At 50.6% G+C, this 14,653-nt stretch carries 12 protein-coding genes; 3 read left to right on the top strand and 9 right to left on the bottom strand.

Going from position 1 to position 14,653, the window contains the following annotated elements; genetic code table 11:
- Positions 1-3: 3 nt before the first annotated feature.
- The 9 genes from AB4K19_RS20590 to AB4K19_RS20630 form a co-directional block, all read right to left on the bottom strand.
- Positions 4-642, bottom strand: coding sequence for a paraquat-inducible protein A (locus AB4K19_RS20590; RefSeq protein ID WP_375227389.1), 639 nt, complete (start codon positions 640-642; stop codon positions 4-6).
- A 1,342-nt stretch (positions 643-1,984) separates the two neighbouring features.
- Complete coding sequence (locus tag AB4K19_RS20595) at positions 1,985-3,109, bottom strand: DegT/DnrJ/EryC1/StrS family aminotransferase (RefSeq protein ID WP_436399644.1); 1,125 nt, start codon at positions 3,107-3,109, stop codon at positions 1,985-1,987.
- Positions 3,106-3,609: an acyltransferase gene (locus AB4K19_RS20600; RefSeq protein ID WP_436399645.1), complete on the bottom strand. Its 504-nt coding sequence runs from the start codon at positions 3,607-3,609 to the stop codon at positions 3,106-3,108. Before AB4K19_RS20600 ends, AB4K19_RS20595 begins: the two co-directional genes overlap by 4 nt.
- A 6-nt stretch (positions 3,610-3,615) precedes the next feature.
- Entirely contained in the window at positions 3,616-4,671 is a 1,056-nt protein-coding gene (locus AB4K19_RS20605; protein ID WP_375227385.1) for a Gfo/Idh/MocA family protein, read from the bottom strand.
- Between the two features lie 68 nt (positions 4,672-4,739).
- The gene (locus tag AB4K19_RS20610; protein ID WP_375227384.1) at positions 4,740-5,876 is read right to left on the bottom strand and encodes a glycosyltransferase family protein; all 1,137 of its coding nucleotides are present in this window, start codon (positions 5,874-5,876) and stop codon (positions 4,740-4,742) included.
- Positions 5,877-6,236: 360 nt separating this feature from the next.
- On the bottom strand, positions 6,237-6,671 hold the full coding sequence (locus AB4K19_RS20615) for a sugar 3,4-ketoisomerase (RefSeq protein WP_436399646.1): 435 nt from the start codon (positions 6,669-6,671) through the stop codon (positions 6,237-6,239).
- 237 nt (positions 6,672-6,908) lie between these two features.
- Positions 6,909-7,907, bottom strand: a complete 999-nt coding sequence (locus tag AB4K19_RS20620; RefSeq protein WP_375227383.1) for a glycosyltransferase family 2 protein — start codon at positions 7,905-7,907, stop codon at positions 6,909-6,911.
- Positions 7,900-8,883, bottom strand: a complete 984-nt coding sequence (locus tag AB4K19_RS20625) for a glycosyltransferase (RefSeq protein WP_375227382.1) — start codon at positions 8,881-8,883, stop codon at positions 7,900-7,902. The genes AB4K19_RS20620 and AB4K19_RS20625 overlap by 8 nt, the downstream gene beginning before the upstream one ends.
- A gap of 9 nt (positions 8,884-8,892) precedes the next feature.
- Entirely contained in the window at positions 8,893-9,996 is a 1,104-nt protein-coding gene (locus AB4K19_RS20630) for a DegT/DnrJ/EryC1/StrS family aminotransferase (RefSeq protein ID WP_375227381.1), read from the bottom strand.
- A 160-nt stretch (positions 9,997-10,156) separates the two neighbouring features.
- Here AB4K19_RS20630 and AB4K19_RS20635 point away from each other — a divergent pair, with 160 nt between their 5' ends.
- The 3 genes from AB4K19_RS20635 (at position 10,157) to AB4K19_RS20645 (ending at position 14,447) form a co-directional block, all read left to right on the top strand.
- Positions 10,157-10,717, top strand: coding sequence for a GNAT family N-acetyltransferase (locus tag AB4K19_RS20635; protein WP_375227380.1), 561 nt, complete (start codon positions 10,157-10,159; stop codon positions 10,715-10,717).
- A gap of 85 nt (positions 10,718-10,802) precedes the next feature.
- Positions 10,803-12,563, top strand: coding sequence for an ABC transporter ATP-binding protein (locus tag AB4K19_RS20640; protein WP_436399647.1), 1,761 nt, complete (start codon positions 10,803-10,805; stop codon positions 12,561-12,563).
- Positions 12,564-12,932: 369 nt separating this feature from the next.
- Positions 12,933-14,447, top strand: coding sequence for a glycosyltransferase (locus AB4K19_RS20645; RefSeq protein WP_436399648.1), 1,515 nt, complete (start codon positions 12,933-12,935; stop codon positions 14,445-14,447).
- Positions 14,448-14,653: the final 206 nt, after the last annotated feature.

Consider the following 14,653-nt stretch of genomic DNA (forward strand, 5'->3'; position numbering starts at 1 on the left):
CGCTTATGACTTTTCTGTCTTGCTCAGGGCGTTCCATACCGACCATCTGCACAAATAAGCTTCATTGACAACGACAAGCAGAACCAGAGCTGAAAACATCCAGAATGCGGGCCCGAAGGAAACTTCCGCAAGGTCGCTGATCTTGATGAGTGCCACGGCACAGCCAATGACAAAAATCTCAGCCATCGACCAGGGCCGGAGTGCTTCTGAGAGGCGGAACGCCTTCGCAGCATGGCGGGCAGGCGGCCTGTCCCGGACGATGGGAATGAGAACATAAACCGACAGCAGAACCCGGGCCAGCGGGATGAATACGATCAGCGCTGCAGTCGCCAGAGACAGCAGCACGAGCGGCCCATCGCTGAATGCCAGAGCCGCCTGCAGCACGGACACCGAGTTTGTCGCCCCGGCAGCAGAAATCGTCAGAAAAGGAAAAAGGGCCGCTGCAATAATCAGCACGGCGATTGCCAGTGACAGGGCGATGATCTGTTTTCCGGCCCTGCGCCGTGGTTCGATCAGCACTTCGCCACAGCGGCCACAGACAGCACGCTGACCGGCGTCGGGACGCTCAAGGCTCCAGACCGCATCACACTGCGGGCAGACGATCAGGTTGGTTATAAGGCTGCTTAAGTCGGGCCGTGTCACAAAACACACTGCCTGGAGAGGGCTTTCCCGACGTCCGTCATTCGTAATAATGCTGGTAAGCGCTTCAAATTAAAAGACAGTTGCATTCTGGTACACATAGCTCCTTAACCAAAAAAACGAACTGTGACTTTTGGGATAGCCTATGCGATTGGAACCGGATTGCGAAGGCACATGCGTAAAAACCCGCAAAAAGGATCAGAGAACCATGATACGGGTAACAGACCAAGGATCACTGCTGTTTACGTTCGTGCTGCGCAAAGAAAACTCTGATGCGTTCACGTTCAAACGTTTGGATCATGTGCGATAGAGCCAAGTTACAGGTTATCAATGAACGAATACGTGACAAAGTTAACATATCAAATTGGATTTTAACATAAGATATATTACGAACCATATAGTTCGCCAACGTATCAAGCCCGTACATTTCTATTTTCTACGCGTGCTCTTCTTTAAGTGTTAAACGCAGGTATACACTTCGCACAACACTCCAACTTACTTTCGGCTGCGGCCAAAACTATAGCGCTTTCAGCTTTCTTGATCGAAATCCTACTCTGATTGCTTGATGAGTCGTAGCTTGCCCAGCTGGGATCATCAGGGCCGATTCTACTCTGTTCTCATATTCCCAAAATCTTAGTCATTGCCAGATTCCGCATTAGTCTTACACTCAGTTGGCCGGTTTAGGGCGCCAAGTACAGGTTGTCGAAGGTAGAAGGTAAAAGCCTTTCAACTTCGAGCGATTCAAAACCACCCGTTGGCGTTCTATCATAAAGCTGGGCCACGTTTACTTAATCAAATGCTGCGCGGAAGAAATCTACTTCGTTTACTTACCTGCCTAGGAAGTACTAGAATAACCTTCACTTAGGTTATGCACGGCATGCTCTTTGATCGCTCCGATATCAGCCAGATAGGTGGGCCGCCTTTTTCGCCTTCGTTTCGATTCTTCCGGAGCTTAAAAATATGAGACAGAAATACAAAATCCAATAGGAACTTATCAACCAGTCATTGACCATCGGGACAAGCCTGATCTTGGTGTTCGGTCAAAACTGCATTGACCAGTTTGAGCACCCTCACCGCAGTTAAAAAACTTACGTATTTTTGGAACAGCACAAAATATTCCAACAGTGGTGTGCCCTTAACAAACGAGAAATAGCGATTTTAGGAAAGCTGCCCCATTGCTTATCCGTTTTGATCACATATCAATGATAGAACCCGCTTTGGAAGTGTATTCACCGCTATGCTAAAAAGAAAGACATCCAAGCGCACTCAGCCAGTGCGCTATTGGTCGTCTCTCCAAAATTGCCTCCCATGCCGATCTCTGATCTGCATAGAATTCCGAAGCCGGTCATTCATCGCCAAAAATTGCGCGTATTGCATCAATAACATAGTCCTGTTGTGCTTCCGACAGTTCCGGATAAAGCGGCAACGAAAGTGTTTCCTGACTAAGGGTATGGGCGATGGGAAAGGAGCTCGGTTGGTGGAGGTCTTTTTTGTAGCAAGGTAGCAGTGGCAGCGCACACGGATAATTAATGCCCGTAGATACCCCCCGATCTAAAAGAGCCTCTTTTAACCGTTCGCGCGCTTCGACCTGAACAGCATAAAGATGCCAAACGTGAGTAGCCCCCTTTCCTACTGACGGACATCTGAGGCCTGGCAGCTTAGAAAGCCCCGTTGTATAGCGGGCTGCCAGATATTGCCGTTTTTGTGTCCAATCGGAAAGGTGGCGCAACTTCACGTTCAGAATTGCAGCCTGTATCCCATCCAACCTGCTGTTGATCCCTTGAATCACATGCTCATGTTTCTGGAGACCTCCGTGCCGCGCGAAACGGGCCATGTGATTTGCAAGCGTTTCATCATTCGTCACGATTGCTCCGGCGTCTCCCATAGCTCCGAGGTTCTTGCCAGGGTAAAAGGAAAAGGTAGCGGCAATGCCGAATGACCCAATCGACTGACCGTTCAGACTTGCAAGGTGTGCCTGAGCACAATCTTCCAAGACCCATAATCCTGCATGATCAGCAATTTTCATGATTTTATCCATGGGAGCTGGATGCCCATAAAGATGAACCGGGATGATACCTACTGTACGATCAGTAATTTTATCCTCAATATCCAGCGGGTTAATGCAGTGTGTTTCCGTATCAATATCAGCAAATACAACCTTGCCACCCGCTTGGGTGACAGTTTCGCTGGAGGAAATCCACGACATTGCAGGCACGATGACTTCGTCCCCAGGCTTAAGACCAAGCGCCATCATTGCGATATAAAGAGCATCGGTTCCGTTGCCGCAAGACACACAATGCTGCCGTTGCGTTACAGCTGCGAAGGAGGCCTCGAATGCTTCCACGTGCGGTCCGCGAACAAAACTAGATGTAGCTATCACCTCAGCGATGGCTTCATCAAGCTCTGGTTTTATTCTCACATACTGTGCGTGAAGATCAACCAAAGGGATCCGTCTTTCAGCGTCCATCATGATTTCTCCAGAATGTCGAACTGCCTCAGAAGGCGCGCCGGATTTCCCGCATAGACACCAGGAAATTCAATATTTTTCGTGACAACAGATCCGGCTCCAATCACGGCATCATCACAAATCTGAACAGGCATGATTGTCGAGTTGGAACCTATTGAAACCCGATCCCCGATGCGCGTTTCCGCCCAGAGTTCTTTATTGCCCCGCGCCGGCCCACCGTTTTCAAATCTGTCATTGATGAACATTACCCCATGGCCAATGAAGCAATCTTCACCAATCTCCACCAAGGCACAGACAAAGCTGTGGGACTGGATGCGTGTTCTGGCGCCGATGAATACGTCATTCTGGATTTCGACAAAAGGACCTACGAATGCTCCTTCAAGAATAGTGCAATCGTAGATATTGCATGGCTCAACAATTGTGACATCGGCCCCGAACTTTACGTCGCGAACAGAAACAGCGAAACGCCGTGCCGGACCAGGACTGTACGAATCTCCCGACACGCGCTGCTAATTTCCAAGCCTTGCCCGACTCGGGCGGAACCTGAGGTGTATTTCTTTTCCTGTCTCAATGGACTCGTAAATAGCCGTGATCAACTCCAGACTCTTACGGCCCTCAAAACCATCCACAAGGTTTGGTCCGTCTTCATTGATGGCATGTACGACATGTTTGTAGTACTCTCGGTGCCCAAAACCGTAAACATCAGGGGGATTCACCGAGTAACGCTCGAGAACTTCAGAATCCTCCTGACGCTCTTCTGCGAAGTTCCAGACCTTCATTTCATTAACTGCAAATCCACCAATTTCTACTGTTCCATACTCGCCAAGAATGGATATGGATCCCTCAAGATCTTTTGGTCGCGTTGCTGTCGTCGCTTCAATGATGCCGAGCGCTCCACTTGAAAACCGCAAGATCACAACGGCCGTGTCCTCGGCTTCAATATCAGCAAGTGCGGTGCGCGACATGGCACTTACGCTTTCAACTTCGCCAAGCATCCAACTCAGAAGGTCAACATGGTGACTGGCCTGGTTGGTCAGAACACCTCCGTCCATTGTCCATGTACCGCGCCATTTCGCCTGATCGTAGTAGCTCTGCGGACGGCACCAGCGTACCCTTACTGTACCCATCGTCATGCGACCGAAGCGCCCCGTTTCAAGCGCTTCGCGCAATTTCACGACAGGAAGATTGAATCTGTTTTGTTTTACCACAAACAGCTTGACGCCCGCACGATCGCAGGCAGCGATAACGGCATCGGCGTCATTCAGCGTAAGTGCCATAGGTTTTTCCACAACTACGTGCGCACCGTAGCCAGCCGCCGCAATAGAAGGTCCGGCGTGATTACCGCTTTCGGTCAGAACAGATACAACATCCGGACGATGTTTACTCATCATTTCGTCAAGGTCCGTGTAATAGGGAACTCCGTACTCTTCCCCAACCAGCTTCGCGGATTCTGCATTGATGTCGCAGACTGCAGTCAGTTCGGCACCATCAATCTCATTTCCACCGAGGAGTTGGGCATGACGCTTGGAAATCCGGCCACATCCGATCAGAGCAAACTTAAGCATTCTTTGGAGTCCTCACTACGGTCACAACTGTTTCATGGGTAAAGCTACTGATGCAGTCCCATGTTGTTTCAAAGTTGTTCAACGAAATGTGCAAAGGTTTCAAACTGACGATCTTTCCCGAAGTTTTCACCCACTCGCTTCTGTATGGCACTTCCCAGCTCTTCGTATCGGTCAGGGTCGCGCCCTATACGCCGAACCAAGTCAACGAGTCCGTCTACATCTTCAAATACCATAATATCGGAGCCCTCTACCAGACCTTCCGGATAGGCACCCCCACGCGGTGCAAGTAAGAGTGTACCGTGCCCGAGAGTCTCAAAAATCCTCATGTTGCTGTGGAACGTGACACTGGCATCGATATAGGTATTCATTACTGCTTTGGACGATCGTATGGCATCGTAAAGATTTGCCCCAAAGAGTGGTTCATTCAAAAGCTGCCGCACTTCGCGAGATGGCCAAGCTACAGCAAACTCCGGGGGCGTTAAGCCGCGGCGCAGCATTTTTCGGCACAAACTGTTCATTCTGTATTTTTTGACAGCTGTCCCGAAAACATGAAAATCAATGTTCTGATCTCTGGCTTGTTCATGGACTTGGCAAATCAGTTCAGTGCGTCGCAAATGCACCTGAGAAACTTGTCCATAGTGCATCAGTTCGTACTTGCGATCTCCGAATGGTGTCGGTTTCGAATTCAGCCAAGCTTCGTCTATTCCCGGTTGCAGTTCCAGCGCAGGATTGCCACTTTTTCTCCAGAACTCGACAAACGGCCGATAGTTCGAAACGAAGGCATCGTATGTGTCGTTGGCCGGCGGTGTGTCCAGTTTCGGAAACGAGTTCCAGGCGATTACCGGGCCTTGGAACATCTGTTTCAGCCGCACTGCAAATTCGGTAGAGACCCATGGAGACATGTCATACACCACGTCGGGGCGGAACGCTTCAAATTGGGCTATTCGGATCTCATTCATGTTTGTTTCTGGGCAACCGTTTTCCCGCGCCCATGCAAGTTGCATGCGTTCATAATCCCAAACTGTAAAAAATACTGCTGCACCGCGATACGTATCCGAAGGTATCAACCGGTACACCGACGCATATCCGTCCTGGATCAAACTTGACTGGATTTCAGAAAACGTTGACGTATCGTCGATGTTCCATCGGGCTTCGAACTGCGGAATGTGCGCTGCATATTTGTGGATGCACTGAAAAATTTTCATGGATCTTATTTCGTTTCTGCTCCGGCATCCTTTGTTCCCGTTTAGAGCGGTTAAGCTTTGAGTTGAAGCAAAAACATTATCATAGGTTGAGGCTGGAAGATGATGCGAGAAAATTGGACCCGATAACTGATTTTACTGGCCAGCCAGTCGAAGGTAGCCAGAATCCCCCGGGACACATCAGCTTTGGGCAAACAACATTGTAAACAGCGGCACAACTTACTGTAGAGACGTTTGAGCAAGGTGTCGCAAAGTTGAGCAAGAAGGCAGCGCAACACTTTGCCTGCCGTTTACGCTGGCATTTTGACACACTGTCTGGCCTCGAAACACATACTGAAAACGACTTTAATGGGTCGTACGCTGCTATTTTTGACCAGCCTGACTCGCGGCCAAAAATTCTCCGTAGTCCCGATAGTAGTCCGCTTCGTCATAGTAATGAGATGCGAGGACCATACACACGGCGCCCTGGCTGAAATTATCCATCTCACGCCAGACCATGTTTTTGATGTAAAGTCCTCGCCTGGGATTGCGCAACCAGACATCAGACTTTGATTTTCCATCGTCAATCTTCATCCTGAAGCTGCCGGAAAGAGCGAAAACAACCTGCTGCAATGCGCGATGTGCATGCCCGCCACGCTCTGAGTCTACTGGCACATTGTAAAGAAAATACACCCGCTGAATATCAAATGGTACATGGCGCCCGCCTTCGACAAAAGTCAGATCACCGCGTGGATCCGAGATGATCGGCAGGTCGATCAAGCTGGCTTTACCCTCAAAATCTAGAAGCGCGTCATTCATTTCACGGTCTTTCGGTCTGTAATTTGTGATGGATGGACAGATAAAGCAGGGCAACTGGATCAGTTTCAATAACGCACAGCGTTGCAGAACGGAAGGAAGTCTGCCAGCCCACTTGACTGCAAAGCCAACTACCTGAGGTCGAAGGCAAGTAACACATATGCCGGTTCCGGCGAAGAATTTTGTTTTCCTATCCCTTATCCAACACCGTTTGCGCACGAGAACCCTCCACCGAAAGATTCAACGCCGTTTTAGGCGTGCAAACAGAGCGGACATTTTCGCTGCTAACAGAAACCACGTACGTGACTGAACAGCACGGGTATAGTGCGCCCGCCGCAAACCGTTCATATCAGCAGCTGCTAACGAAGCATGAAAATCGGGCGATCTGTGCATTCCGTGCCAAACGTCTTCTAAGCGATCTGCTTCTTTTTCAAGATGCGGCGTATTAATAACCAGAGCCATCGCCCTGATACAGACCCGCAGTGTTCTTAATGCAAATGGCCCGTGAATAGCCCGATCAAAGCCATTTTCACAGACAAGCGCCCAGAGGCGGAGGCTGGCATCTGCGGCGTCCAGTAACGCAGGCCCAGATTTCTTTGTGACTGCTGCGTCATTGTCCTGTCGATAGTAGAAAGTACCTTGGCAGAAAACGACACGTTCGCACTCAAGGAAAAACCGTCGAACAGAGTATTCATCGGCATATACGTTAAATTCATCAAACCCGGACGATCGCAAAAACCGTATCGGCCAAAGTGCATTCCCCGCGACCGTCCAGTCCAGAGACGCGACAAAGGCCTCCCGGCCCGTCAGTACAGCCGACCTGTCGCCGTGGAATCCAATGATTTCGCGGTCCTGCTTGCCCGACGCATGATAGAATACAACATCAGGCAGTACCGCGTCCGCTCTGGTTTCCATCACTCTGTCGTGCAGATTGGAAAGCCAGTCTCGCGAAAACAGATCGTCTTGTGAGCTGTAGACGAACCACTGACCTGTGGCGTGTGAAGCAGCGAAGTTGCAGGCGCTTGCAGCGCTGCCAAGGTTTACTCCAGTACGTAAATAAATAATCCGGCTGTCTTCGTCAGCATGCCGACGAATTACATCAGGACTGGCATCTGTCGAACAATCATCGATGCACAGAACCTCGAAATCATCAAAGGCCTGCTGTCTAAGCGAATACAAAGTTTCATCAAGAAACAATGCCCCATTGTGAACCGGCAAAAGAACAGAAATTTCAGTCATCCTGACCCGCGGCGACTGGTACGTTCATTCCACGCATTGCTTTTCTCAGCTTCATTCGCTCTGACCAGACTATATACAGCGCCAGCAACGGGTTGCGCAGCGCAGCTCGACTGAACGCGAACCAGGTTGACTCATAGTAACTCACACCAAGATCCGCTTTGGCCTGTTCTTTGCGCAGAATCTGAAAAACTTCGTCGTCCTCCGACAGACCGAAAACGATAGCATCTGCAATTCGTTGCTGCATGATGGCCTGCTGCGCCAGAAACCCTTTGGCACGCCGCGCTCGAAACTTCGCCGCATCCGAGTAATAGCCATCAGAACTGGTAATTCCGGTACCCAGTCGATACTGCACGAGCGCTTCTTCTATCACTTCAATCCGGTTTTCCAGCGCGGCACGGAACCCCAACACCAAATCTTCATAAGTACCAGGTCTGAGCGGTCCGAAACGGTCATAAAGATCGCGATGCCAAGCGCCGGTTGCTCCAATGTAGAGAGACTTTGACCGGGCGGCTCGCGCACGATTCCAATCATTGTAAAAGAGCGCTTTCCTGAAATTGCCCTTCACCGGCAGGTCATCCGGACCGATAACATCTGCGTAGGAGCAGACGAGCAGCGGGCCGCCACAAGCAAAAGCTGCCGCAATACGCGCACTGCGATTTGCATATGACCGGTCGTCGCCTGCCGCTGCAATCAGAACATCTCCTGAGCTCAGCTGGTGGGCCTTATCGATATTACCCGCAAGCCCAAGATTGTGCGGGTTTCGGTTCAGAATAATGCGGTGAGCTCCATCGTAGCCCGCTACCGCCTTTTGGATCACGCCAAACGTTTCGTCGGTCGAGTGATCGTCCGAAATAACGATCTCAAGCACGACACCTGTTTGCTTCAACGCCGATTCAACCGCGGCCTGCACAGTATCCTGCTGATTATACGTCAGTAGTATGTAAGAGAATGACGGCCGAGCCATGTAATCATCCATGCTGCGGAATCAGAGCGCCGTGGAAACGCGATTGACAGTTTCGATCACACACTCAACGTCGGCATCAGTCATCTGCGGTCCGATAGGCAGGCTCAGCACATTGTTCGCCAGAGTTTCTGCCATGGGAAATGTCCCCTGCCCTAGCCCTAGTCCGGCATATGCCTGCTGGCGATGAGGCGCAATAGGGTAGTGGATTAGTGTTTGCACCCCTTCCGCCGCCAAATGTTTCATCAACAAATCCCGTTTCGGGTGCTGCACCACGTAAAGGTGCCAAACAGGGCTGACTATTTTTGGCACAATTGGTGTGACGACTCCGATAAGTGCATCATTATATCGATGCGCGATAAGTTTGCGCCGTGCATTCCATTCTTCGAGATACCCGAGCTTAACCTGGAGTACAGCCGCTTGGATCGAATCAAGCCGACTGTTTACGCCTATCTCGTCGTTTATGTATTTCCGACTGGAGCCATAGTTACTCAAAACACGGATTCTCTCTGCGATTTCGCGCCGGTTTGTAGTGATGGCACCGCCGTCTCCCAATGCCCCAAGATTTTTGCCTGGGTAAAAGCTCCAGCAAACGACGTCACCATGCGCCCCAATACGACGCCCATCATAGAGCGCACCATGTGCCTGAGCAGCATCTTCGATGAGAGCAATTCCATGATCACGCGAAATAGCGAGCAACGCATCCAGATTTGCCGGCTGACCATAAAGATGAACTGCGATCACTGCTCTGGTGCATCGCGTGACAGCTGCTACGACCCTGTCTGGATCGATATTGTAGGTTCCAACATCAGGTTCAACCGGCACGGGAGTTGCCCCCACTGCTGAGACCGCTAGCCAAGTCGCCACAAAAGTGTGCGACGGGACAATCACTTCATCTCCTGGCCCTACCTGTAGAGCACGCAGACTAAGGATCAGGGCATCCAGGCCATTGGCCACCCCCACGCAATGGGCAGCGCCACACCACGCGGCATATGCTTTCTCAAATGCCGCGACTTCAGGTCCGAGGATATACCAACCACTTTCAAGCACGCGCCGGACCGCCAAATCAATCTCTGGCTGTATTGCCTTGTAGGCCGCACCTAGGTCGAGGAAAGGAACTTCTGACATGTATTCTGCTACTATCCTGGGTCGAACCGTGCTGTCTGATTACTACTCTTTGACAGGATATGAAATGTGATAATAACTTCCGAGACCACACCAGCAAATTTGAGCCAGGATGCTGGGAAATGCCGAAATCCAAAATCCACGCGGAACAGGAAAACGCGGAATGAGAGAGCCGCAGGTTGGCCAAATTGACGGGGTAAGGTTGACCCTCCGCCTCGCACGGCCGGTGGATGCCGAGTTCGTCTTTGGCCTACGCTCAGACATTAGGTACAACCGATATCTCTCTTCAGTCAGCGGCACGGTCCAAGATCAGACGGAATGGCTGCAGAATTATTGTGAAAGAGAAGCAGCCGGCGAAGAGTTTTATTATATCATCCTTCGCCGCGACACAGGCCGACCCTGCGGTGTCGTACGTCTATATGAGATCGCCGGAGATCAATTCACGTGGGGTAGCTGGGTACTAAACAACGACAAGCCACCAAAGGCAGCACTGGAAAGCGCGGTTCTGAGCTATGAAATCGCCTTCGAAGGGCTGGGACTTGTCACATCCTATTTCGATGCACGCTTAGGAAACTCACGAGCCATCTCCTTTTACCGGCGTTTTGGAGCCATAGAAATAGCCCGCGATGAAAGAGATGTCTTTTTCAAGTACACTGCAAAACAATTTGCAATGGACAAGAACCGTCACATGAAGCTTTTGCAAGAAAAAGGCCCGGACAGATGACAACCGATTGTTGTTTCGGGTCGTGCAACTATTGTGTAGTGCGTCGCCGTATAGACAGATTTGACTTAGAGCAGAACGCACTCGGATGTTAGAGGACACGTTGGAACGATTGAACGGAAAACTGATTGTCCGCCTGCTTCGCGAAAACTTCCATCTGCAGCTGCGGAACTACTCCATCGCTGTTGTCGCGATGATCGTGATTGCTGTGACGACAGCGCTGACTGCCTGGATCATGAAAGACATAATCGACTCGATGATTGAAACGGGAAACCGTACACAGGTTTTTGTTGTGGCCGCGTCTGTTGCGCTCATCTTTACAATCAAGGGAGCCGCCACATACATACAAACCGTTTTTCTCAGCCGTGCCGGAAACAGCATTGTAGCGGCACAGCAGCGCAGGCTTTATTCGGCAATTTTGAAGCACGGGCTGGCATTTTTCAGCGAGCAAGAGTCTTCTGACCTTCTGATGCGGGTGACTTACTCCGCGCGGGCTGCCAGAACAGTGGTTGAGACACTTGTTATGGGGTTCGTTCGGGATCTTTTGACATTGGTCGGGCTGATAATCGTTATGGTCTACCAGCAGCCAACCCTTTCCCTCTTTTCTTTGGCTTTCGGACCCATCGCGCTTTTCGGCATACGACGCATTCTTTCGAAAGTGCGTCAGATCATGCAGGCCGAAATCACATACATGGCCGAGATAATCAAGGTAGTTCAGGAGACCGCCAATGGTATCAGAGTAGTGAAAGCCTTCGCTCTTGAAGAGCGCATGATAGCGCGGATGAACAATGCGGTCGGCAAAGTTGAGGATCGAGCAAATGCGCAGGCGAAGCTCGAAGCAGCAACTAGCCCGCTTATGGAAACGCTCTCTGGATTTGCTATTGCCGCAGTTGTTGCTCTGAGTGTCGTGAATTTGTTCGGCGAAGACGCGAGCACACCGGGCCAGCTGATGTCATTCGTCACCGCGCTCTTAATGGCATACGAACCGGCCAAACGTCTCGCACGTATGCGTGTTACAATAGAGGCTGGAATGGTGGGAGTGGGGATTATGTACGATGTTGTGGATAGGCCTGTTGGACTATTCGAAGCAGAACAACCGCGTGATTTGCCTGCTGGCGCCTGCACTGTACGGTTCAGCGAAGTCTACTTCGGCTATAAAGACAAACATTCTATTCTCAATGGCCTCGACATAGAGTTTCCGGCTGGACAAACCACCGCACTGGTTGGCCCATCCGGCGGTGGCAAGTCAACAATAATGAACCTGATAATGCGAATGTATGATCCTACGCAAGGCAGGGTCGAGATTGGTGGCCTGGATTTGCGGGAAGCAACTTTTGCCTCGCTTCGGGAAAATATAGCTTTCGTAGGCCAGGATACATTTTTGTTCTCCGGTACCGTCCGGGAAAACATCGCGCTCGGGAAAACCGAAACGACAGATGAAGAGATAGAGAGCGCCGCACGATCTGCACATGCGCATGAGTTTATAGTCAAGCTTGAGAATGGGTACGACACAATCGTGGGTGAAAACGGTACCAGCTTGTCCGGAGGTCAGCGCCAACGCGTCGCTATCGCTCGCGCCGTTTTGAGGAACAGTCCGATTCTTCTTATGGACGAAGCCACAAGTGCGCTGGATTCCGAGTCAGAGCACCTCGTCAAGCAGGCGTTGGACGATTTGACAAAAGGGCGCACCACTATCGTTATTGCGCACCGTCTCTCCACCATAATAAACTCAGATCTGATACTCGTGATCAAAGACGGACGTGTGGAAGAACAAGGTACGTTAAACAGCCTGCTTGCGACAAACGGCTTGTTTCGCCGGCTATATGATCACCAGTACGAAAAAAGATAAAATGGCTCGGCAGCCTTCCTTGCTTCCTGAAGACTGCTCTGCTGATCCCGCTACTGTTTCCTCTTCCTCGCCACAGACTCAAACTTTCGTCGTCAATACAAGGAAAATACTGAAAACGCGACCTAGGTACCGCATCTTCGTTTGGCCAGTAGCACGTTTCGACTAACAAGAGCTGGTCGCCCAATGCGCTGCAACTGTAGAGTGCTGTTCATATTTCTGCGACCGGCTCACGGGACATCGGTTGCAAGTAGCAAGGGACTCAAAATCGTGTTTTGTCGGTCTTCCGGTTCAGTATTGCACAACACCCGACAAGGTCTTGTGACATCAAGCCATCACCGATAGTGAGCGCACACAAAGGAGACGGTTACCATGGCCTGTACCGCCCGCCCCATCGTTTTGACCTTGTGCTACAAGGACGTGACTTCGGACCCGCGGGTGATGAAAGAAGCTCTTGCGCTCCAAGCCAACGGCTTCAGAGTCCATGTTCTGTGTGGCTGGCAAGAAGGCAAACCCAAACAGGAGAATATCGACGGTCTGAAAGTTACGCGTTTCGAAGTATTTTCCTCCGCGGAAGTTTCCGCAGACGACCTTGAGCTCTTTCCTTTTCTCGATCGGTCGAAAGCTGCCATCGCGGACTGTTTTCTTCCATTTGCTGAAGCCTCCGAGAGTCTGCGGAGCCTCAGCCAGGATCTTGACTCCAGATTCGGCGCGAACGCAATCAAGCGAATGCAGTCTGGCCACTTCAGGAGTGCGAAAGGTGTCGAGAGATCTCGTAGATTTCGCGACTACTGCCTCCTGAAACTCGCTACTTTTCCGAATAATCTGTTGTCTTCACTAATGCCTGCGTCACCACGCAGGGCTGGCTTGCCATTGGGGACAGCACTGAGGCAGCAAAAAAGAGCACTGAGAAGACTGTATCAGACAGAAGCAATAATCCTCGCATCCAACCTAACCCGCGCAGATGTTGAACTGCAAGCTTCCGTCATACATGCACATGACATTTATTGTCTGGTGGCTGGAGTTTGGCTATCGCGCAGGTTGGGTGTGCCACTCGTTTATGATGCCCATGAATATGAACCCGGTAGATCAAACAATCTATCCGAGTTTGAAAAAAACCTAGCAGGTCTGATCGAGGACGACTGCTTTGAACATGTTGCGCGAATGATTACAGTGTCCAAAGGTATTGCCGAACTGTATGGAAGGCGTTTTGGTGGTCCGCCACCTGCCCTTGTGATGAACTCGCCTAATATCGCTTTGGAAGCGATAGCAGAACCAGATGAAAATCGTGTCAGTGGAACGATACGAGAGCTGGCCGGGTTGAAAGAAAACCAGCCCCTAATCGTTTTCACCGGCGGCATACAGCGGGATTCCCGTGGATTGGACAAAGTCGTACAGGCATTGACATACCTGCCTGGTTACCAGCTGGTGTGTCTTGGACCGAGGACAAAAAGGGACGATAACTGGTTGCTGAAGCACGCTTCAAGGCACGGGACGGTAGACCGGGTGACCCTTTTGCCTCCGGTCAAGCCATGCGACGTTCCCAGGACGATAAGCTCAGCGGATGTTTCTATCATTCCATTTCAAGATGGCCCGTTGAACCATAAGTTCGCTATGCCAAACAAACTATTTGAAGCAGCTTTCGCCGGCATTCCACTATGTGTTTCTGACCTCAAAGAAATGCGAACATTTGTCGAAACATTGGGAATTGGTGAAGCGATGGACCAGACAGATCCAGTCGACATTGCGCATAACATAAGACGGGTAGTCGAAAACCGAAGACTGTATGAAATGACGCGCGAAGCAAAGCAGTTGCTAGTCCAGAAATATTCTTGGGAAGTACAATCGAATACACTGAGAAAAACTTTTGAAGACCTTCTGAGCTGAGGATCGATAGGTCTATAAGATCGCAATGGACGGTTTTTAGTGCGCCCGACATCCAGTATAATCAATGCTCGCGAGGTTTCGACATACGTTGTCAAAACCATCAGAAGGTTCTGATCAGCAGGCTCGACCGAAAGTACGTCGCCATGTAGACCGTTCTTTGGATAGCGTCACTTCCTTGTTACTGAAGCGTGGGAGCGGGCACATAA

The organism is Roseobacter phycocola (genome assembly GCF_042055075.2).
In the GTDB taxonomy this organism is placed as follows: domain Bacteria; phylum Pseudomonadota; class Alphaproteobacteria; order Rhodobacterales; family Rhodobacteraceae; genus Roseobacter.